Source organism: Paenibacillus sp. W2I17 (assembly GCF_030815985.1).
GTDB lineage: Bacteria > Bacillota > Bacilli > Paenibacillales > Paenibacillaceae > Paenibacillus.
Map to the genome: position 1 here is coordinate 1,561,868 of NZ_JAUSXM010000001.1, position 21,443 is coordinate 1,583,310.

The window sequence follows — 21,443 nt, forward strand, 5'->3', positions numbered from 1 at the left end:
TTAGACTATGGGAATGCAGAGGTTCAAGCCTTTTGTCCAATCTCCAATTTCTTTATTCTAAGCAACCGCCTGAACGGTTTTTTCCTTAACGCTAATGGCATAGATGGCAGACACCAAACCAAGCAAAATCAGAACAGAACCAACCCATCCAGTGTTCAGAATCGATGAATGATCAATCACCATGCCACCGATATAGGTACCCAGTGCAATACCTGCATGTGCAATTCCTGAATTGGTACTGATTAGCGTTTCGGCTGTTTCCGGAGAAGTTTTGATAATGAGACTATTCTGAACGGGCGTAACCGTCCAACTCAATGCACTCCAGATGCTTAACAATAGCAAGAATGCGATCAAAGGCAATCCTACGCTAAACGGAATGACAGCCATAGTCACAATAAAGGGAATCAGCACAATGACAATGGCTTTAGCAGGATGCAGACGATCGGATAACATGCCACCTATGCCTCCACCTGCAACAGCGGCGATCCCAAACATCATATAGATAAAGGTAACCATCGTGGCGCTGGCACCCAGCGTTTCTTGCAAGAATGGCGTGAAATACGCATATAAAGTCAAATGGCCCGCAAGCACAAGCAAAGTCGTAGCATGGATTGCCAACATTTTAGGATTCCACAGAGCCGTAAGCTGTTTTTTCAGGGATACAGCAGGAATAGGCTGGACACGGTCCATTGCAATCCAGATGGCTACCATAACCACTGCAGTCAGAATAGCAATCAGCATAAACACCTCACGCCAACCTGCCAAGTTGCCTACAAAGATACCCAGGGGCACACCCAGGATAAGTGATGCACTGCCTCCCATGGTAATGATCCCCACCGCGCGTCCTTTATATTGTGGTTCCACAATGCGTGCTGCAAGGGTCAGGGAGAGTACAAAAATAAGTGAACCCGTTGCGGCTCCGAGTGCTCTGCCCGCCATCAGCATATAAAAGCTGGGACTAAATGCAGAGATCAGATTACTGATCAGAAAAACAAATAGCGTACACATATATACTTTTTTACGCTCGAATCTGGCCGTCATATTTAATAAAATCGGGGCAGACAACGCATAGACAAGTGAGAAAATAGAGATTAGATACCCGGCTTTCGCCAGGGAAAGATGAAGATCCGTAGCAATCAGGTCCAGAATTCCACCCAAAATCAGTTCAACGGTTCCGACCACAAATGCTGCGATAGCAAGCACATATACTTTCTTATTCATTTTTGAATCCTCCTCAAAAGTTACAACTACGATAGTAACCCATAAGAATGAAAGTTTCAATAGTTATTTTCATGATTGTTTTCAAACAAAGATATAACAAAAAAACTATGAGAATAGTTTTAATAGATCAATCTGGTGAGCAGTTTCTCGATTTCCGCATCCTGTAACAGTTGGTCACCGTATTTTTTGGTAATTTGAGTAAGGGCAACATCATGGTAGAAATAATCAGTCATCGCTTTGACAATCGGTTTGGACATCGTCTTGATGGCTCGCCATGAATCATGCTCCACACCGGCAAACAACAAATACGCATGATCCACAATAAGCAGCTGTGAAGGTTCCGGCGCATCAAGCAATGGAATCAACGAGTATATCCGGTTTAAGGATGTCTCCATGCCCCCAACGGCAAGCACTTCAACGTACACGCCCTGCTTTTCCTTCTGCTCCAGCAGTTCACGATATTTCTCCATTCGCTCATTCCAGGCCAGAAAAAGAATTGATGAATCTGCTTCCTCGATAAGCTGTTCGATATTCGATGCGATGGACGACTCATCTTTTAACGTCCAGATATGTTCATCGGTGAATGTACGTTTGATTTTGTAACTTTTCAATTCCTCAATATCTTTCTCAAAATCAGCCTTGATCTTATGAATAATGGACTGAAGATCCACAGCCATATATAGTTTTTTCTTCCCATCCATCGTTGTCAGCACCGTTCCCTTGTCGATCAGGCGATTAAGTACTTCATAAATTTTGGCTTTGGGAACGTTGGAGTAATTTACAATCGATGTGGCATCAAGCGGTTCATCCTGCGCGAATATAGCCTCGTATACCTGACTTTCATATTGTGTAAATCCGAATTTCTGCAACATGGTTTGGATGGCGCATCCCTTCTTAGTGTGTCTGGTCTATCTAGTTTAGACGCATGAACTTCCCATGTCCAGTATGTCCCAACTGACCTAGGAATGTGGAATCAAAATTAAATTTAGCCATCTCACCAAAATAAAATCACTTTCAAGTGGTTATATTAACAATCGGGAATACACATTTTGCTTGTGGAAGGAGCTGTAACTTAGAATGGAAAGTACTCAAGATTTTGTGAAGAAAGTTAACGAAAATGCCGAAAAAGCACGTCACAATAAAAACAACGGCAAGGGAACGCCAGGGGACAAGTTGCCATCCAAACAGCACTCAACGAATAAGTAGAGTCTATTTATTAAACATCATGTCTTCCGTCTAACACCCTTTCCTCTACTTTTCATCTACTATTAAGAACCTTTAATAGAAAAGAGATGATTAGTATGGCTCGTGTCAATGCTGTTCCACAACCGGATCTGGTATTAATCTACTGGTCTAGAAATCCGCTCATTCCCGGTTCTGCGCGCAGAATCCAAAGTGTACGCGTGATTGGTAATACGTCTCCATGTACATTCACACTGGTTCCCGGTGCACGGCTGATCAATGCACTGAACTGCTTGCTGGACAATGATATTGGATTCAAAGTGGTATACCGCTACAAAACCTCAGCAATCAGCGGAGTTCTCTTATTGAAACGCAAATGATCAGCATCAAAAAATGGTGCCTCCCTTTAGGAGCGCACCATTTTTTCATTTTTCATTCTTGGATTATATGAATCAATCCTTTTATTGGTTAGCTGCGATGGTATCGTTCACTTCTTGTGTGATCTGATCCCCGCCAAGTTTCTTCCAATTGGCTACGAAATTATCAAACTCGTCAATCGACAAGTTACCATAGATGATTTTCAGAAATGTCTCGGCTCTCAGTTTATCCAGTGTAGCTTGCTTCGTATTCATTGTTCTCGTCGGTGCATAGATGAATTCATTCATGACAATGAGGTCATTATCCCGATAATATTTAATCACACCTTGTGAACTCTCTGGGCCAAAGATACGCTCCATATGCCACTTGTCGAGGTTCCCATTCCGATAATCCATAATATCGTCATAGAACAGCTTCGCTTCAAGTTCCAATCCGGACGTATCTCCTGTTTTGAGCGCCTGCTCTACTTCATCCTGTGCCTTCACATTTTTGTTGGCTGGCAGGTTGGAGACCGTTGCATTATGAAAACCAAGACCTGTCAGTCCATTCAAATAAGCAGCCCGTTCTTCCTTGGCAGACTCACCGAACATTTTTTCAGCCTGGAAATTAAGAAGTTTAATCAACGCTTCCGGATGCTCGTAGCCTTTGCGAACGGCAAATATACCGCCCAGACTCAGATGATTCTGTGTTTTTGCTGGTTGATCATCAATCGATTGAACCGGGTAAGCCATCCAGTCGATGTTTTTGTCTTTCTTAATCATGCTGCTAACCTGAAATGGTGCCCATTGTGGCAAGAAGAACATGCCTGACTTGCCTGCATTCACATCCTCCATCATTTTAGCAAAATCCTTAACACCAAATTCGGGATCAAGCACACCCTTCTGATACAGAGTCTGAAGCTCACGTAATCCTTCTTTCACTTCGGGTTGGATCGTCCCATTCACGACTTGACCTGAAGCATCCTTAATCCAGGTTTCGAGATAACCATGATAACCGAGCAAGAACGCGTTTATAGGTAAATCTTTGTTCAAGGCAATGCCGTACGTATCATCTTTGCCATTTCCGTCTGGATCTTCGAAGGTAAAGGCTTCCGCAATCTGGATGACATCCTGCATGGATTTGGGCGCTTCAAGACCAACCTTTTTCAGCCAATCCTGACGAATCCAGATCATATCCGAGGAATCCAGCGAGCCTGGGAAACTCACCATGGCGTATATTTTGCCATCCTTCGTTACCGGCTTCAGACCTGCTCCATCTTCAGCAGACATGAACTCCTTCACCAGTTCGGATGCATACTTGTCATATACTTCGGTCAGATCCTCCAGCATTCCCGCTTCATGCAGTTGTTCGAATTGAACAGCACTCACTTTCAGTACATCCGGCAGATCACCACTCGCCAGCGTGACATTCATCTTATCGTTATAATTGGCATCCGGAACAATCCATTCGTACGTTACATCAATACCAAGTTCATCCTTGTAACCTCTGGTCCAGATGTTATTGGCGTGTGTATCTCCTTGGGCAAGCGATTCTTTCCCCGTTTCATTCATGGTGGAAGTCAATTTAATGGGTGGGTCATATTTCGTAAGTGGTCCTCCCGCATCCTGCTGTGTGTTCGACTCAGCTTCATTCTCGGCACTTCCCGCACCGGATGAACAGGCAGCAAGTGTGGTGGCCAGTACCATGGTTAATGTTAATAATGAGAACTTCTTGAATGATATATTCATGCGAATCCCCCTTTTTTCTCCTCCCGTGAGGTATATAAGATGAACTTTAAATATTAAACACCCACTCCGATAGCAGAATAACCTTCCGTCACTGTTATCCCCAGATTTCCTTTATCCCTTTTTCCAAGGGAGAAATCTGTTGATAAAGGCGAACGCTCCGCTTCTTCAGGTTTTTTCTGCTTTCTCCGTTCATGGTTTAATTTGACTCATCTTATATATAATTTTATATTACAAAGAAAGCGCTATCGCTTCGAGTGTATCCCGTTGACATCTGGTATCTTTGATTTACCATTTGAGATATCATTTAACTTTTCTGATCCCGATACTCTTGAGGGGTGCAACCTGTCGCTTTTTTGAAGAAACGATAAAAATAATGTTGATCACTAAATCCAACTTTCGCGGATATTTCATGCATCTTGCAGGAAGAACCCAGAAGCAACTCTTTGCTTCGCTCCACTCTACGGTCATGGATGTAGTCGGATATGCCTTTGCCGGTAATCCGTTTGTACCAACGCGACAGATAAGAAGGGTTAAGAGAAACTTCCTGTGCGATCCGTGTGAGTGATAGGTCGTCCTCCAGATGGTGCTTGATATAATGATGGATCGTGATCAGAATCTGTGATTGGTCGTTCAGGCGGGCATCGCTTCGTTTGGAGATCATCCATTCGTATGCCGATTGATAAAAAACGACCAGATCGGTCCATGCGGTATGAATATCAAAATGTAACATTCGAGACAGCGATATTTCTTCCATTGCCGATTCATATAACCCTAGTTCATGCAGGACTTCAATGAGTACACTCGCTGCACCCGTATACGTTTTCATGCGAAAGAATGGATCTGGAAGTCCCTCCTTCGCCGCCTCGGTCCATTTATGGAAGGACTCTATCCATTCCCGATCCCCGGCGGTTATTCGCTGTTTGATCTGATCCAGATGCAGCGTTACAACACCCTGTTGATTCATAATGCTAGGGGTGTAAGGCAATTCATCCTGGATATTTACACGCAGCAGCTTCTCCATTCCAAGCCCGGGACTCTCATGAATCGACAGGCGTAACTGCCCGATTGCCTGATTAACCCTGCTCCACTCTACCGCCTGCTCGCTGACCATAATGGATACAGACAGGTTCAAGCAGTCCGCACAGGATTGCTGCACAGACTCCAAAGTGCCATAGACAAAACGAAGGGTCTGTACCCAGTTATCCAGCTGACTACCTCGTTCCCCTTGTGTATCAGATACGTGTGACGGATATGTCTCTTGCGATTGAATAAAACACGCGATGACCTGGGTGTCCAGATCAATCGCCTTCACCTTAGCCTTGTCTTGCAGCAGCTCCTCCGCAACATTGGCAACGGCATAACGGATGAGACTGCGATCCGCCTGAGATTGATAGTTGTTCCACTCCTCTACCCGTATAATTACAGGAATAACGAGTTGATCGGATTCGAAAGGTAACTGTACAGCATCCAGCTCTTCTTGAAGTGAAACAATATCATGTCTATCCGTTCGCTTAAGCACATCCAGCAGCAATTGACGCTGTAACTGTGGCAGTGCTCGTGGCAATTTACCGCGAAACCAGGCAGCTTGGTAGCGAAAATCATTTTCTTCCGAGAGCTGTGTTAATGCCCGTTCTACCGCAGCTCGAATATGATTCATGCCCTCTGTCTTTAACAGGTAATCAACAACGCACGGATTTCGAATGGCTTGATGTGCATAATCGAATTCGTTATGACCTGTCAGCAAGAGAACTTTGCATCGTGGCCACCGGTCCATAATCTGCTCAATCAACTGCATGCCATCCATGCCAGGCATACAGATATCACTGAGTACAATATCAATCTTGACCGAGTTCAACCAATCGATGGCTTCAAGGGCAGAGTATGCTTTAATAATCTCCATATCCTGAAAGTTCGCCTTTTGAAAGAAAGCATACAGTCCATCTAAAATAACGGGTTCATCATCTACAATAAGCATCCGCTGCATAACGCTACTCCCCTTTCCATGGAATCTTCACTATAATGCACAACCCACCGAGCTCACTTCGCTGCGCTGTAAGACCATAGGCAGCTCCGAATTTGATTCTTAATCGCTGATTCACATTCAAGAGCCCGGTTATCTCTTCGTTTCCATGTTTCCGTTCTATTTCCTCAAAGGCAGATTGCAGGTAATTCAATGTTTCGTCGGTTAACTGATCCCCATCATCCTCAATGCGAATGGACAGATTGTCCTGATCCTGTTGGTACGAAAGTTGTAGAATTCCTCCCTGGCTACGTTTGGCTAGTGCATGCTCAAACACATTTTCCACGATCGGCTGGATAATAACTCTGGGAATCGAAATCATTTTGTACCTCGCATCCAGATCCTCCAATTCCAACTGAATCCTCGAACCAAACCGGATTTTCTGAATGGATGCATAGACAAGCGCATGGTCAATTTCAGCCCCCAACGATACCTCTGTATGAGAATCCCGAGACATGTACTTGAAATATTGACCCAGATAGTCGGTGAATTCCTGAATGAGCTCCACATTCTCCACCTCAGCCATCTGCTTGATGCTGAACAGACTGTTGTATAAAAAGTGAGGTTGAATCTGGGATTGTAGATGTTTAAGTTCCGCTTCACTTGTTCGAATCCGTGCAACATAATTCTCATCGATCAAAATATGTAAGCGCTCTATCATATGGTTGAATCGAGAGTACAAATAGCCGAATTCATCCCTTCTGGATGAAGGAATATGTACACTTGTCTGGCCCTGCTCTGCCATCCTGAATCCTCGAATGAGTACCGCTAAGGGTTGGTGAATCGATCTGTAGATCGAAAACGAGAAGACAATAATGATCACAACCGACATGAAGGTGACCATCCATAACCATACGTTGTATTGTTCCAGCGGTGCCCTTAGCACATCTTGCGGTATAGTGGCTGTCAGCGTGAACGAATGATCCTTATCATATAACGAATAATAGAGATATGGATCGGATTGAAACTTCGTAACTTGCATGGACTCGGACGGTTCTGGCGAAACTGTTCGAATCGGTTTAACAGGTGCTGGCTGCTCGGAAGAAGAGATAACTACATGTTGCTGTTCACCAAAACTCAGTGTAATCTCACTTTCGCCCGTTTCCGATAGCTGCTGCAAACGATGTTTCAGTTCTTCAGCAGACAAGCGTATCCCTAATATGAAATTGGGTGGTTCCTCATGGTTCATGTTATATGGATTACTTTTCAGAAAATAGAGATCGTTATTGGAATGTGATAATTCGCCATTCAGATTCCCCATCGTGGCGAGCAGATTCTGCCACTCGTTATCCTCTACGTCCCGAATCCCGTCCGTGGCACTGACCCGTTTATGCAGAGCAGGAACATAGTACACCACATCACTAATGTAGGGACTTGTCACCATGATCTGACCCAGCTTATTGTGGATATTGTTCAGACTGGACGTGACTTCATACCTGCTCATAATCGCGGCTCGTGTACTTAGTGTGGACATGGTTTCATCAAATGAAAATTCGGTAACCAGCGCACTCATTCGTTCCAATTCGAATTGCAGATGATTATGGTAGAAGTACAATTTGGACTCATGTGCCTTCTCCACCTCCGTCTGCATTTGTTTGGAGCTAAGTTGCGTAATCATAATGCTTATCCCGTACAATGGCAGAATGACCAGTACAAAAGCAATCATCAGTTTGACGACAATGGATGACTCTCTCCATCTTCCCCGGATGAATCGCAATGTTTCCCTCCTCCTCCCCCTCACGCTCTCTCATCAATAGCAAAAAAGGAGCCAGAAATCGGCTCCTTCCATCGATCGGTTTTCCTCCTATCGATCTTATCCCTTTACACTTCCGACAACAAGCCCATGAACAAAATACCGCTGCAGGAACGGATACACAAGCAGAATCGGAATAACGGACAAAAAGATCTGGGAAGCCTGGGTGGTTCTATCCGATACCTGACTTAAGAGTGTTGCATCCTCCAGGGTCATCATCTCGCTCTGAATCATCGTCACCTGCTGCAACATGGACTGAAGATATGTAGCCAGCGGATAACCTTCCGGACTCTTCATGTAGATCATGCCATCGAACCAGGCATTCCAGTGACCCACCATGGCGAACAACGTAATGGTCGCGATACTTGGCAGAGAGATCGGAAGATAAATGCTGCATAGGGTGCGGAAATGTCCTGCCCCATCCATCCAGGAGGCTTCTTCAAGTTCCTTCGGCAATCCCCGGAAAAAATTAAGCATTAGAAGTACATTGAAGATAGGAACGGCGCCCGGCAGAATCAAAGCCCAGATGGAATCCAACAGCCCCGCTTCTTTAACCACCAAGTAACCCGGGATCAATCCTCCACTGAACAACATGGTGAATACAAAGATCCAGGCATAGAACGTTCTTGAACGGAATTTGGCAGCCTCTTTGGAGAGCGGATAAGCTACGAGAATCGTGAAGATCAGATTGGTCGTAACCCCCAGAACGACACGAAGAAGGCTTGTGCCGAATGAGTTCAGGAATTGCTGATTTTCCAGAATGTATTGATAGGAGGACAACGTGAAATCGACAGGCCAGAATGTGACGCTGCCTGCTTTTACCGCATCACTTGAACTAAATGAAATCGCTAATATATTCACAATCGGGAACAGGCATAACAAGGCAAGAATCGTCAGGATGACGTAGTTAAACCCTAGGAACCACCGATAGGCTCTTGAAGCATGGTGCATGATTCTGCCTCCTTTCTAGAATATCCGATAATTCGCGAACCGATAGGCCAAGAAATAACCAAGCCCGATAAAAATGAAGGAAACAACGGATTTGATCAGACCCAGTGCTGTTGATACAGAATACTGAGCATCCTGCAATCCGATCCGATAGATCATCGTATCCAGAATATCTCCTGATTCATATACCAATGGATTATAGAGGTTGAATACTTGGTCAAAGCCACCGTTGAGTACATTTCCCAGACTGAGTGTTACCATCAAAATGACGATCGGGCGAATGCCTGGCAGCGTGATATGCCATGTCTGTTTCCATCTTCCCGCACCATCCATAACAGAGGCCTCATACAGAGATTTATCAATATTCGTGAGGGCAGCCAGATAGATAATCGTCCCGAATCCGAATTCTTTCCATTGGTCTGTAATGACAAGTATGTAAGGGAACCACTCGTTACTGGCCAGGAATTGAATCGGGTCAATGCCCACGGCTTTCAACAACATATTAACGATCCCGGTGCTTGGAGATAACACATCTACGATGATTCCCGCCAGAATAACCCAGGAGAAAAAGTGAGGCATATAGATCACGGTCTGAATTGTTCGTTTAAATCCTGTCTTGCGAACCTCGTTGAGCAATAAGGCTACAAGTACTGGAATCACCAAGCCGGACACAATTTTCATCGTTGATATAAATACCGTATTCCATACAACCTGCGAGAACCCCGGCAGATCGAACAGATACCTGAAATTGTCTAGGCCCACCCAATTCATGTTTTTGAATCCGGCAATGGGAGAGAAATTCTGAAAGGCAATAGAGAGCCCCGCCATCGGAATGTATCCGAATACAATGATAATGAGCAGTCCAGGCAGAATCATGAGATGAAGCGGAACGTTTCGGATAAATTGTTTGTAGTTGGAACGCATAAGCTGACTCCTCCTTCAACGTTTATTATAGGAGCAGCCAGATCACCGCAATAGTGTTGGCTATTTACTTTGGGTATCTTTTGTTGACTCTCACCCCTGGAACGCCAAAAAACCGCGATATCCGCGGTCTCTTGTTCACGATATGAATTTAATTCAGAATATCCATAACTAATACATTCACTGAATGAGCTGTTAAGTTAACGACCACCGATGTATCGGACAGTGTGATCTCCTGTTCTTGGGGAACCACTTTCTCATCATTCTTCTGATTCACATTCGGAATATGCACCAAATGATCTTCTCCAGTAAGCGTGATCAGTCTGGCTGAAGCATCCACCTTCAGATCCTGAAGGCAAATCCGGGTTGATTTATCTACACCATCTGCATTGACCAGTTTCACATACACATGACGTTCATCCTTCGTAACGGAGTGGAATACTTCCCGGTTGTAAGCTTCCAGCTTGTAATCCAGAACCTTGCTGATATTACGTCCGTCTGTATAGGAACAAATCAGATTTTTTCCTGTGTCCCCACCATAGTTAACCGTGATTGTATAATCGGTCCCATTCTCGAGTGGTTCATAATTGGCCGCTCTCAGGTTACCTGCTGCCGAGCTGGATGAATAGTCTCCCAGTGTATAACCTTCAATCCCTTGTTTGTACACCTTCACGCCTGTTGCGTTCCCGCCGTAACTGATTGCGTACTCGATAACATCCTTGTTCTCAGGTGAGATATCCGTCAGTCCCACGCCGATGTAAAAACCATCCTCACCTGAAATTCTTTCAGCCTCAACATGAACTTGGTAGTTGGTCCATTCGTCATTCAGCAGGTACAATCCGTTCAATCCACTTGTTTGTGCGCTCAAGATAAGCCCTTTTCCTGCGGTTAACGTGTATCCTTCCGATCCGGGAATCTGGTTCCATGCCTCACTAGGCTCTGTACGTTCCCTGAAATCTTCATCAAACATCAAACTGCCATCCACATTGGACGTGACCGTGACTCGTTTCACCACGATGTCTGCATGACCTGTTGCAATTTCGATGCCGCCACGTGGAATGAGACTCAGCGGTTTGCCTTTGCTGTAGGTGGAGAACGAAGTCTCAAGCACCTGATCTCCTACATGTTTTGCAAAAAGCTGCTGCACATAGTAATTCGGTGTATACCATACTGTTTCATCATCAAACCAGATGCAGTCTGGCGTCCAGCGGTAAGTACCATCCGTTAGTACCTTGTTGAACAGTGGCGCATAGGCAGCCAAACGAACAACGTCCGCGTTATTTTCAAATCCAGTCATGATCGCAGCTTCTGCGACCGCTCCTGCCAGCGTGTTTTTGTCCGTGGAAGCATATTCTCCCACAAATACTTTGGATGTTTCTTTCCAATCTATACTTCCGTCTTCAAGATAGGCCCGGTCATAGTAGTTGTATCGATCTACGTTGTTCAGCAAATATTCATTGGAGCGGTAGTAGTGCTCATCTGCAATGGTGTCCATGTAATTGTCCTGATTCTCATACCAAGTTACGGTCTCTTCAATTACCTCTGTGCCATCTGCAAAAGCAACCTGAGCTGATCCGGTCAGATTCCCGCTGAGGAATTTCCATCCTTCCTGGTACGCATCATCATCTGCCTGAGCACCCACCGTCGAGATAATGTGCAGTTCATGATCAGGATAGTTCTGTTTCATGTACTCATCTATCGAACGTTTGAATACTTCGAAGTTGGCAAAAAATTCAGTGCCCCAGTTCTCATTACCTACACCCAGATAACGAAGATCGAACGGTTCAGGATGGCCCATCTGGCTTCGTACCGCCGCCCATTCGTTGTGTTCCAAGTCTGTACTGAGCGCAAAATCGATCAGGTCTGTAAAGTTGCGGATATAATAATCCCTTAAAGCACCACCCGCAGGGTGAGCATAATCCGAACGAGCCTGACATAACACACCGCAAGCCATGACTGGAACCGGAGCGGCATTCAGATCTTCCGCCAGTTGGAAGTACTCCATATAACCAAGCCCCATCGTCATCATGTAACCCCAGACATTATAATTCTCTTTGCGGAGCTCAACCGGACCCACAGAATCCTTCCAGTCATATACGTTGTCCCAGATAAATGATCCTTCCGAGATACATCCTCCCGGAAAACGCAAGAACTTCGGATGCAGATCTGCAAGTGCCTGGATTAGATCTTTTCTCAATCGATAGTTCGGATTACCTGTGTAGTTGGCATGTGCTGTAGCCGATATGCCTTCTTCTGTCGGATCAGCTCCCCATACATTCTGAGGGACTAAGGACACCATATCGATGGAGATGCCACCTGCAAACGTAAGTACCAGTTGACCAAGTACAGTCTCCGTTCCGGTTAGAGACAAACCGTATTTCTTCCATGTGTTCCCACCTTCAACATGCAGCGTTACCGAATCACTGATGGAAGTGTCACTTCCATCCTGCAATTGAACAGTGATCGTTCCTGCCGATTCTGCTTTTGCCCATACGGTAAAGTCATATGATTCACCCCGCTTGATGGACATGGCACAATGCTGGTTGGAGTCTGAGAATCCACGATTCCGAATCGTAGCCCCATCCTGAACCGTGACATAATAAGCATTTACTTCCGGGTCTTCCACGTTGAAGTGACCGTTTAGTCCATCCGTATGCTGTACGAGCATCTTCTCGGTATCGCCTGACCAGGCAAACAAAGGTTCACGATTTCGACCAGTCGAACAACCACATTCTCCAGAGTCATGCGAGTACGTATCAAATGCAAAAGATTCAAATGATCGATTCTGAACAAGCTCTGCATAGATTCCGCCATCTGCCGCGTTGTTAATATCCTCGTAAAAAAGCCCATACATGACTTCACTGATATCAGCCACCTTCTGATCTCCATGGATGGTGACGGTATAGGGAGCGACATGTGCTGGCACAACAGACACGTCAAAGCTTTGGCTCAGCTTACGATCACCTCTGTTCAGAAGCGCACGGAGCGTAACCTCTTGTGCTGATGTGATCACCTGAACTTCTCCGCTCTCGGACAAGACTTCCGGCTTACTGGAGCTCCATTCAACAGACACTTTACCACCCAGCAAGTCTGCAGGTAATGATACATCCTTGGTGATGATTCGGTTGGGGAAGGACAAGTACTTGTCCGCCGCAAGCTTCACAATCGCTTCATCTGTCAGCGATTCACACATGACTTCAATGACTTCATCCATGGTAAGCGCTGCTTGATAGATCCGAAAATCGGATAACGAACCTGCAAAATCCACATCCGCTGCATACTGGGAACGTCCAATATAATTCTGGCTATAATTCTCAGGATCGGTGAAAGAATTAAACCATTCGCGCAATTTGGCATAATTGCCACTGGATGTCTGACTGATCGATCCGTCTGCCGCCTTCTCCCCATTCACATATACAATCGGACCCGCACTGCTCAACGTTCCCCCTTGGCTGCCTGCTACGGAGAGTGCGATATGCAACCATTCTCCGCTTGCAACCCCTCGACTTGGGTGGACAACCAGATTATCTCCGGCGTATAACGTACCCAGAAGCTGACGTGTCAAAAATAAATATGGCCCCTTCTCCCCTTTACCAAAGTCAAAAATGCGCTCCCACACATTAGCCCCCTTGCCGAGAAACACCCAAGTGGCAATCGTAATCCCTGTGTTATCGCTTACATCCCGAAGCAGATTCGACGGTAATTGCAGATAAGAGGTTCCATTCGTTCCCCCGTTGAAAGTCACCGCCGATCTTCCTTTCAACTCGGATACCACAGGCAGGATCTCGCCTTTGGCTATACCATCATGTCTCTTACCGGAGCTGTCCTTCCCGATCTGAACGGTATCTTCAAACGTGTATTGTGCAATTAATTGATTTCGATATGTTGTCATGTTCTTACCTCCTATGTAGTTGGGAATTGTCGGTTCATCCTTTTAATTCGTATTAATATAAAATGATTGATAAATAGTTAAATACATTTCTTAAACGTAATAATATCGCATCATCGATCCCCATTTCAATCCTAAATTTGAGAAAGACAACTGGTTTATTTGAATGTAACGACCTTTATCGGCTCTTCCCGTCTCTTATTTATTTTTTATTTTACTCTTATAAACATTACATTTATGGTTTACAAACATATAAATCAATTGATAATATAACAAATGAAAGCGCTTGATATAATGAAATACTCAAAGGAGGTCTGCCGAACCTTTTATCGTGTGTTGCCAAGTATCGGTTGATTTTTCATTCCGGGGAATAGGAAAGGGGAAACGTATGAAACGTTATTGGGTTCGCGTACTTAACATTTCTGTACTAAGCACCACTTTACTTACTGCAACAACTTTGGCGCCGGTCTCGGTGTTCGCAAATGGTTCAGAGGCAACCGTGGGTAACTCGCAGACTTCTACCACACCTCTCGCAAATCCTGCTCCATCATTCAAAAATGTTTCTTTGCATGACCCATCTGTCATTAAGGTGGATGATACGTTTTATATTTTTGGTTCACACCTGCAAGTGGCTAAGTCCAAAGACTTTTTGAACTGGGATCTGGTCGCCTCCGGCGTCACAGATAACAACCCTGTTGTCCCCAATGTAACCAAGGAATTCGCTGAAGCGCTGGAATGGGCGCAGACGGATACGTTATGGGCAGCAGATGTCATTCAATTGGCGGACGGCAAATTTTATATGTACTACAATGCTTGTAAAGGGGACTCTCCGCGATCAGCGCTCGGCATTGCTGTCGCAGACAATATCGAAGGCCCTTATAAGGATCAAGGCATTCTGTTGAAATCCGGCATGTGGGATCAGATCAGTGAGGATGGTACCATCTACGATGCAACGATTCATCCCAATGTGGTCGATCCTGATGTCTTTTATGATAAAAACGGCAAGTTATGGATGGTGTATGGCTCCTACTCCGGAGGGATTTTCATTCTGGAGATGGATGCAACGACAGGTAAACCGCTGCCAAATCAAGGTTATGGCAAAAAGCTGACCGGAGGCAATCATAGTCGTATTGAAGCCCCTTATATGCTCTACAGTCCAGAAACCGATTATTATTATCTGTACCTGTCTTACGGTGGACTAGGTGCTGATGGAGGATACAACATTCGTGTTGCTCGCTCCCAATCACCGGATGGGCCTTTCCTCGATGCGGAAGGAAACAATATGATCAACGTTAAAGCGGACAAGGATAAACCGTTGTTTGATGATCGTTCTATTGAGCCTTTTGGAGTCAAATTGATGGGGAACTTCCTGTTCGAGAGACAGATCGGTGATCCTGGCACAGGCCTAGGTAGCGGCTATGTATCGCCAGGGCATAACTCTGCTTATGTTGATCCGGAGACCGGCAAACAATTTCTCATCTTCCATACCCGGTTTCCAGGGCGTGGCGAAGAGCATGAAGTTCGCGTACATGAGATGCATATGAATGCAGATGGTTGGCCCGTTGTTTCTCCATATCGCTATGCGGCTTTGGGAGAGGATACCACGCAACTGACAACTCAGGAGATCGCTGGTCAGTACCACTGGGTGAACCATGGTAAGGACATCACGGCGGACATCAAGCCATCCCAGACCGTTCAGTTCACGGCAGATGGGCAGATTCATGGTGCCGTGACAGGAACATGGAGTCTTGGTGCAGACAACAAGGTTCAGATCACTTCGAATAACGTTGTGTACAAAGGCGTTTTCACACATGAATGGAACTTGGAATCTCAAAGTACGGTTCTGACCTTTAGCGCCCTCTCCTCCACCGGGATAGCCATCTGGGGAAGTCAGGGTGTTGAACGGAGTGATCAAGACATTGTAGATGCAGTGAAGAAGGATCTGAACATTAGCAATACGGATCACGTGTTCTTCAATCTGACTCTGCCTACCAAGGGAACAAGTGATGCAGACATTACGTGGAAAAGCTCCAATGCTTCGGCTCTATCCGCTACAGGTGTAGTGCAGCGACCACGCGCTGGTAAGGGCGATGCCAAAGTGAAATTAACCGCCACGATTAGTAAAGGAACTGCGGTAAGCTCCAAAACGTTTAACGTTATCATTCCACAGCAAGCAGTAAGCCCATTGCTCGGGGAGTATACTTTTGAACACAAGAAACTTGGCAAAGTCGCACAGGATTCCAGTAAAAACGGATATCACGGACAAGCTTTTAACGTGGTCAGTTCTGCTGCAAGTGGCAAAAATCAGGCTGCTACATTTAATGGGGCAGACAGTTACATTCAGTTACCTGGACTCATTACAGATACAACGGATTTCACGTTTAGCGCTTGGGTCAATTGGGACGGTGGCGGCTCCTGGCAGCGTATTTTCGACTTTGGAAATGGCTTGACGAGGCATATGTTCCTTACTCCCTCCCAACATAATGGGGCATTACAATTTACCATTCATAATGAGGGACGGGATCAGAGCCTTATTGCAGCAAATCCACTTCCTTCTAAAGAGTGGGTTCATGTCGCTGTAACCCTTCAGGGTGATGTGGGTACTCTGTATGTGAATGGTACATCGGTTGCAAGCAGCTCTGAGATCACCTTTAACCCGAAAGATCTGCAGGTAACGGAAGCTTATGTAGGCAAGAGTCGTTATACGTCTGATCCGTTCTACAAAGGCAGCTTGGATAATGTAAAAGTATATGATAAAGCTTTAACAGCCAAGGAAATCCAGCGTCAGGCCAAAGAAAAGCCATAAGTTAGAGTCCTATCATAGGCGTTGGACTCCATAGCGAACAAACCTATAAAGCAGCCACTGTATTGAACTGCATCCATTTGTTAGAGACGACTAACAGCGGTGTTGCAGTTCATTACATCAGGCTGCTTTATTGTCACTTCGAATAATGAATGACCATGTTTAATTTGTTCGACTTAGCACCGGAGTTAACATAGGCGTGAGGCTTGTCCGCTCCAAAACGGATCGACTCCCCTGAACTTACCGTATAATCTTCCGCCCCTACTCGAATCGTAACTTCCCCTTCAAAGACAGTAATAAATTCTTCCGTACCTTCGATATGCGGTTCAGCATTCAACTCAGACTTAGGGTCCATCTCCATCATATATATTTCAAAACGACGACCCTCTTCAAAAGGAAAATGCGGATAAATCCGAACCTTTCCCTCGTCTTCCATCAATACTTGAATATCATCGCCCGTTACAACAGTAGTATCTGACTTCGGCTCGTGGATCAAAGCAGTGAAGGAGGTTTTCAGGCCATTAGCAATCTTCCATACGGTTGCAATGGACGGATTGGATTCACCACGTTCAATCTGACCAAGCATGGTCTTGCTGATACCAGACATTTCGGCGACCTTGTCCAGACTAAGTTTTCTTTGTTCCCTAAGCTGTTTCAGGTTCTGAGCAAGAATACTATTAATGTTTTTCAAAATCCATCCTCCTCATTTTATATTTATGTTGTGCTACATAACGCACATGTTGTACAATAATAAAGACCGTACGTTATAACGTACATTTCAGATCATTATATCACACAACTAAGAAACTGTGGAGGAACCATGAACATTATACCTTTAGTGACCTATGCAATCATTGCTTCATTTACACCCGGACCCAACAATATCATTTCCATGACGCATGCCAGAAATCAGGGGTTCCTCAAGACCCTTCCTTTTATTAGTGGAGTTGCAGCCGGCTGCCTGCTAATTATGTTTCTGTCCAGCTATTTCAACCTTATTCTTCATCAATACATCCCAAGGATCACACCTGTCTTGAACGTGTTAGGATGTGTGTATATGCTCTATCTGGCGCTCAAAATCATGCGTAGTAAACCTGCAGATTCGCAAGAAAACAAGGTCAATCATTATTCATTTCTATTTGGGTTCACCCTGCAATTTATCAACCCAAAAGTCATTCTGTATGGGCTTACTGCCATATCCGTTTTTGTTCTGCCTCTTGGACAGTCCCATGTACAATTAATTGTATTTTCCTTACTGCTCACCTTCATCGGTATTAGTGCCAATATGACCTGGGCGTTCGGTGGCATGTTATTCCAGAGCTTTTTATTAAGATACGAGCGTCCTGTTAATATCGTCATGGGTATGTTGTTAATTTACAGTGCATTATCAATCCTGATGTAAAATGCAATAGAAAAAGCGTCCACTCATTTGATGAGCTGAACGCTTTTATTTTTTCATCCTAATTCCGGTCTCCACCATGGATGTGTAGGGTATTCCCCCGTATGAAGCACAACCTTCTCGCCGATTTTGGGTGTTGCAATCTTAACTTTCAAGGCATGTGCAGCCTTCGTAATTCGTTCAACCGGTTCATTCCAGGCATGATAGGCGAGCGTAAATGCGGCCCAATGAATCGGGATGAGCAATTTACCCCCTACATCCAAATGAGCTTGTACCGTTTCTTCCGGCATCATGTGAATGTTGGACCAACGCTCGTCATATTGCCCACATTCCATCAAGGTGAGGTCAAATGGACCGTATTTACTGCCAATCTCCTTGAAATGAGGACCATATCCGCTGTCACCACTAAAGAACACCTTTGTATGTTGTCCAGCGATGACCCATGAACACCACAAGGTAGAATTACGGTCAAATAATCCTCTGCCTGAGAAATGTCGCGCTGGCGTGCAAGCCAATGTTAGACCTTTGAACGATAACTCATCCCACCAGTTATGCTCGGTAATCTGTTCCAAAGGCACACCCAGTTGAATTAGCCGTCGACGTACCCCAAGCGGCACGATAAATCGCTTTGTTTTATCCTTCAATCTGCGAATGGAGTCATAATCCAGATGATCATAATGGTCATGCGATATAATGATTGCATCTAGCGTTGGGAAATCCTCCGGTCGAATCGGTAGATTGGTGCTGTAACGTTTGGTGCCCACCCAGGATACGGGTGATGGACGATTGCCCAGCATCGGATCAAAGAGCAACCTGTGCCCTTCAATTTCGAGTAAAAAAGCCGAATGTCCGAACCATGTAACCTGTGGGTTATCGGATGCACTGAAGGATGCAGCAGGTTCACATATCTCCATAGGCATCGTGCCAGATGGCCTCCGCTCTACATTGCCACGCATGGAATCTCTCAATATACTGATCAGGGACTTGAAGTTCATGCCGGCCGATGTCGGGAGCTGATTTTCGTATTTTGTCATTATACATACCTTCTGTTCTATATAATCAATCTAGGTTCAACTTTTGATTAAGATATATTCAACTATATCAGTTGAACTACACATTAACACTAGAACGTAGAGGACAGAAATAACCTGAAGAAGCGGAGCGTTCGCCTTTATCACCAGATTTTCACCTTTGTAAAAAGTGAATCAAAAAATCTGGGGATAACAGCGATCGGAAGGTTATTCTGTCATCGGAGTGAGCAGTGTAAATATTCTTTAGTTCAACTTATATCGTAGCTATATATTAATTCATTGGCCGTTGATATACAATTTTCACTAGAACACGCCCATCCCCATGATCGGAAATAAATTCAATTAAGATAGAATTAAGACTCTGTTTTCTCTCCTATAAGATTGGGCATATATGATAGAGAAAATACATGGAGAGTATGTGAGAGAACATGAAGAAATGGCGTAAAAGATTAGTTAAGTTTTTGATATTCGACCTGGCGGTAATTCTGTTGCTTCTGGGTACAGGCGTGATCTACCAACAAGTGGGTTTAAGGCAGGATGCCAAAATACTCGTACACCCTGGAAAACTGTACAACGTACATGGTGACAATATGCATCTATATACCGGTGGAGAAGGCGATGTAACGGTAGTACTTGCCTCCGGCTGGGGTACCGCTAATCCTTATGTAGATTATTATCCATTATATGAAAAGCTTGCTCCCAACACAAAATTCGCTGTATATGACCGATTTGGCTATGGATATAGCGATCAGACTGATAAGAAACGTGATGTCGATACCGTAGCTGAAGAATTACACGAGTTGTTGCAGGTATCTGGACAGAAGCCACCTTATGTATTAGTTGGACATTCACTCGGCTCGCTGGAAACCATCCGTTTCGCACAAAAATACCCGGATCTCGTCAAGGGTATCGTCATGATTGATGGCGGAAGCCCCGAATATTATTCAAATGACGATGACTCTTTGGCAGACACAATTGGTGGTTTTGCGAATAAATTACGTATCCAAACCGGACTATTCCGCCTCTCGATGCAATCTGACTTGGTTGTCGAAACTTCCAATGCCAATCGTAATGAACTGAAACTTGTACCCGATGATCTGAAAAAATTGGATACAACTGCGCTGTTGCACAACTATGGTAATGTTAACACGTTGGATGAATTACGTGAAATAGCTGCCAATGCCAAAGTGGTTGTAGATCACAAGCAAACCTTACCATTTCCACTCACCATACTGACGGCTGATTACCTTGGTGCAAGTGAACCCGAATGGGATAAATCACAAGTAGAATTCAAATCTTGGTCAGATGAATCTAAACAGGTAACCATTAAAGATACCGATCACTACATCCATCAATATCGCCCTGACCTCGTTGCGGATGAAATATTGGCCCTGGTGAAGAAGTAACGTACACTCTGCTAAAGTAAGGCTAAGTTATATCATGAAAGAAACCCCAAAGATTCTCTAATATCTTTGGGGTTTTAAGTATGAGATTTATTGTGCTATCGCCAGTCTTGGCCGTTGGGACCTGAAATCGCTGAAAGCTTGTTCGATCTCTAATGAAGTCAACTGATGACGATAAAAGTACTGTTCCATCGCCTCCATTTCGGTACGATCGCCATTGTAGATATTATCAATTCTTCGAATGACCTGGTTATATAAGCTCTCACGTCTGGCGTTCACAGGCTCACACAACCAAAAGTTCGTTCTCTTCACATCACCTGTCTTGGTCCAGAGCAAATTCTCATATCGGATGACATCCCAGTCCCAATATCCAGCATGAATCTGCTGAAGTTCCGTCGTAAACATATCGTATATCAATTTGGGAGGAATGTGTCCATATGTCATACGGTACTCTTTCAGTTTGAATGCTTCAATCCACTCTGTCAGGGTGTACTCACCTGGTGAATACGCATACAATTTGGGTGCATAAGGATTACTCTGCAATGCCCTAAGTGCTTCACTTTCCATCTCCCCATCCAATCTTGCACGTGAAGCATATACCTTGAGACAATAATCTTGCAATCTATATACAACCGAGCCATTACTAATAAGCGAAGCCTGTAGAGTGAGATGGCCATTTTTTTCGTAGTGCAACAGCATCTTTTCGATGTTATTGTCAATGGGATTAATGATAATCATAATGATGTCTCCTTGATTAAAAATAAAATA

General features: G+C 44.6%; 16 protein-coding genes. 5 read left to right on the top strand and 11 right to left on the bottom strand.

Annotated elements, in window-relative coordinates:
* Window positions 1–57 precede the first annotated feature (57 nt).
* The gene (locus QF041_RS06815; RefSeq protein ID WP_307413097.1) at window positions 58–1,221 is read right to left on the bottom strand and encodes an MFS transporter; all 1,164 of its coding nucleotides are present in this window, start codon (window positions 1,219–1,221) and stop codon (window positions 58–60) included.
* A 119-nt stretch (window positions 1,222–1,340) separates the two neighbouring features.
* Entirely contained in the window at window positions 1,341–2,093 is a 753-nt protein-coding gene (locus tag QF041_RS06820; protein WP_036670754.1) for a TrmB family transcriptional regulator, read from the bottom strand.
* 205 nt (window positions 2,094–2,298) lie between these two features.
* Here QF041_RS06820 and QF041_RS06825 point away from each other — a divergent pair, with 205 nt between their 5' ends.
* Both QF041_RS06825 and QF041_RS06830 read left to right on the top strand, forming a co-directional pair.
* The gene (locus QF041_RS06825; RefSeq protein ID WP_047842809.1) at window positions 2,299–2,427 is read left to right on the top strand and encodes a DUF4023 family protein; all 129 of its coding nucleotides are present in this window, start codon (window positions 2,299–2,301) and stop codon (window positions 2,425–2,427) included.
* 95 nt (window positions 2,428–2,522) lie between these two features.
* A complete protein-coding gene (locus QF041_RS06830) occupies window positions 2,523–2,783 on the top strand; it encodes a hypothetical protein (protein ID WP_307413099.1) in 261 nt (86 codons plus the stop codon).
* An 81-nt stretch (window positions 2,784–2,864) separates the two neighbouring features.
* Here QF041_RS06830 and QF041_RS06835 read toward each other — a convergent pair whose 3' ends face one another.
* The 6 genes from QF041_RS06835 to QF041_RS06860 all read right to left on the bottom strand — a co-directional run bounded on the left by QF041_RS06835 (window position 2,865) and on the right by QF041_RS06860 (window position 14,042).
* The gene (locus tag QF041_RS06835; protein WP_307413100.1) at window positions 2,865–4,508 is read right to left on the bottom strand and encodes an extracellular solute-binding protein; all 1,644 of its coding nucleotides are present in this window, start codon (window positions 4,506–4,508) and stop codon (window positions 2,865–2,867) included.
* Between the two features lie 304 nt (window positions 4,509–4,812).
* On the bottom strand, window positions 4,813–6,492 hold the full coding sequence (locus QF041_RS06840; protein ID WP_307413102.1) for a response regulator: 1,680 nt from the start codon (window positions 6,490–6,492) through the stop codon (window positions 4,813–4,815).
* A 4-nt stretch (window positions 6,493–6,496) separates the two neighbouring features.
* Entirely contained in the window at window positions 6,497–8,245 is a 1,749-nt protein-coding gene (locus QF041_RS06845; RefSeq protein WP_307413104.1) for a sensor histidine kinase, read from the bottom strand.
* Window positions 8,246–8,341: 96 nt separating this feature from the next.
* Complete coding sequence (locus tag QF041_RS06850; protein ID WP_127545810.1) at window positions 8,342–9,232, bottom strand: carbohydrate ABC transporter permease; 891 nt, start codon at window positions 9,230–9,232, stop codon at window positions 8,342–8,344.
* 15 nt (window positions 9,233–9,247) lie between these two features.
* Window positions 9,248–10,153 (bottom strand): ABC transporter permease, encoded by a 906-nt coding sequence (locus QF041_RS06855; RefSeq protein WP_047842804.1) that lies wholly within the window; start codon window positions 10,151–10,153, stop codon window positions 9,248–9,250.
* 148 nt (window positions 10,154–10,301) lie between these two features.
* Entirely contained in the window at window positions 10,302–14,042 is a 3,741-nt protein-coding gene (locus QF041_RS06860) for an alpha-L-arabinofuranosidase C-terminal domain-containing protein (protein WP_307413105.1), read from the bottom strand.
* A gap of 385 nt (window positions 14,043–14,427) precedes the next feature.
* On the opposite strand from QF041_RS06860, the gene abnB reads away from it, so the two are divergent.
* Complete coding sequence (gene abnB / locus QF041_RS06865; protein ID WP_307413107.1) at window positions 14,428–16,845, top strand: arabinan endo-1,5-alpha-L-arabinosidase AbnB; 2,418 nt, start codon at window positions 14,428–14,430, stop codon at window positions 16,843–16,845.
* Between the two features lie 133 nt (window positions 16,846–16,978).
* Here abnB and QF041_RS06870 read toward each other — a convergent pair whose 3' ends face one another.
* A complete protein-coding gene (locus tag QF041_RS06870; protein ID WP_307413108.1) occupies window positions 16,979–17,533 on the bottom strand; it encodes a helix-turn-helix domain-containing protein in 555 nt (184 codons plus the stop codon).
* 129 nt (window positions 17,534–17,662) lie between these two features.
* On the opposite strand from QF041_RS06870, the gene QF041_RS06875 reads away from it, so the two are divergent.
* The gene (locus QF041_RS06875; protein ID WP_307413110.1) at window positions 17,663–18,244 is read left to right on the top strand and encodes a LysE family transporter; all 582 of its coding nucleotides are present in this window, start codon (window positions 17,663–17,665) and stop codon (window positions 18,242–18,244) included.
* Window positions 18,245–18,297: 53 nt separating this feature from the next.
* Here the strand turns inward: QF041_RS06875 and QF041_RS06880 are convergent, their stop codons facing one another.
* Window positions 18,298–19,275 (bottom strand): MBL fold metallo-hydrolase, encoded by a 978-nt coding sequence (locus tag QF041_RS06880; RefSeq protein WP_307413111.1) that lies wholly within the window; start codon window positions 19,273–19,275, stop codon window positions 18,298–18,300.
* Between the two features lie 425 nt (window positions 19,276–19,700).
* Here QF041_RS06880 and QF041_RS06885 point away from each other — a divergent pair, with 425 nt between their 5' ends.
* The gene (locus QF041_RS06885; RefSeq protein WP_307413113.1) at window positions 19,701–20,678 is read left to right on the top strand and encodes an alpha/beta fold hydrolase; all 978 of its coding nucleotides are present in this window, start codon (window positions 19,701–19,703) and stop codon (window positions 20,676–20,678) included.
* 87 nt (window positions 20,679–20,765) lie between these two features.
* Here the strand turns inward: QF041_RS06885 and QF041_RS06890 are convergent, their stop codons facing one another.
* Window positions 20,766–21,413 carry a protein kinase family protein gene (locus QF041_RS06890; RefSeq protein ID WP_307413114.1) on the bottom strand — a complete coding sequence of 216 codons (648 nt, stop codon included), beginning with the start codon at window positions 21,411–21,413 and terminating at the stop codon, window positions 20,766–20,768.
* Between the last annotated feature and the right edge of the window lie 30 nt (window positions 21,414–21,443).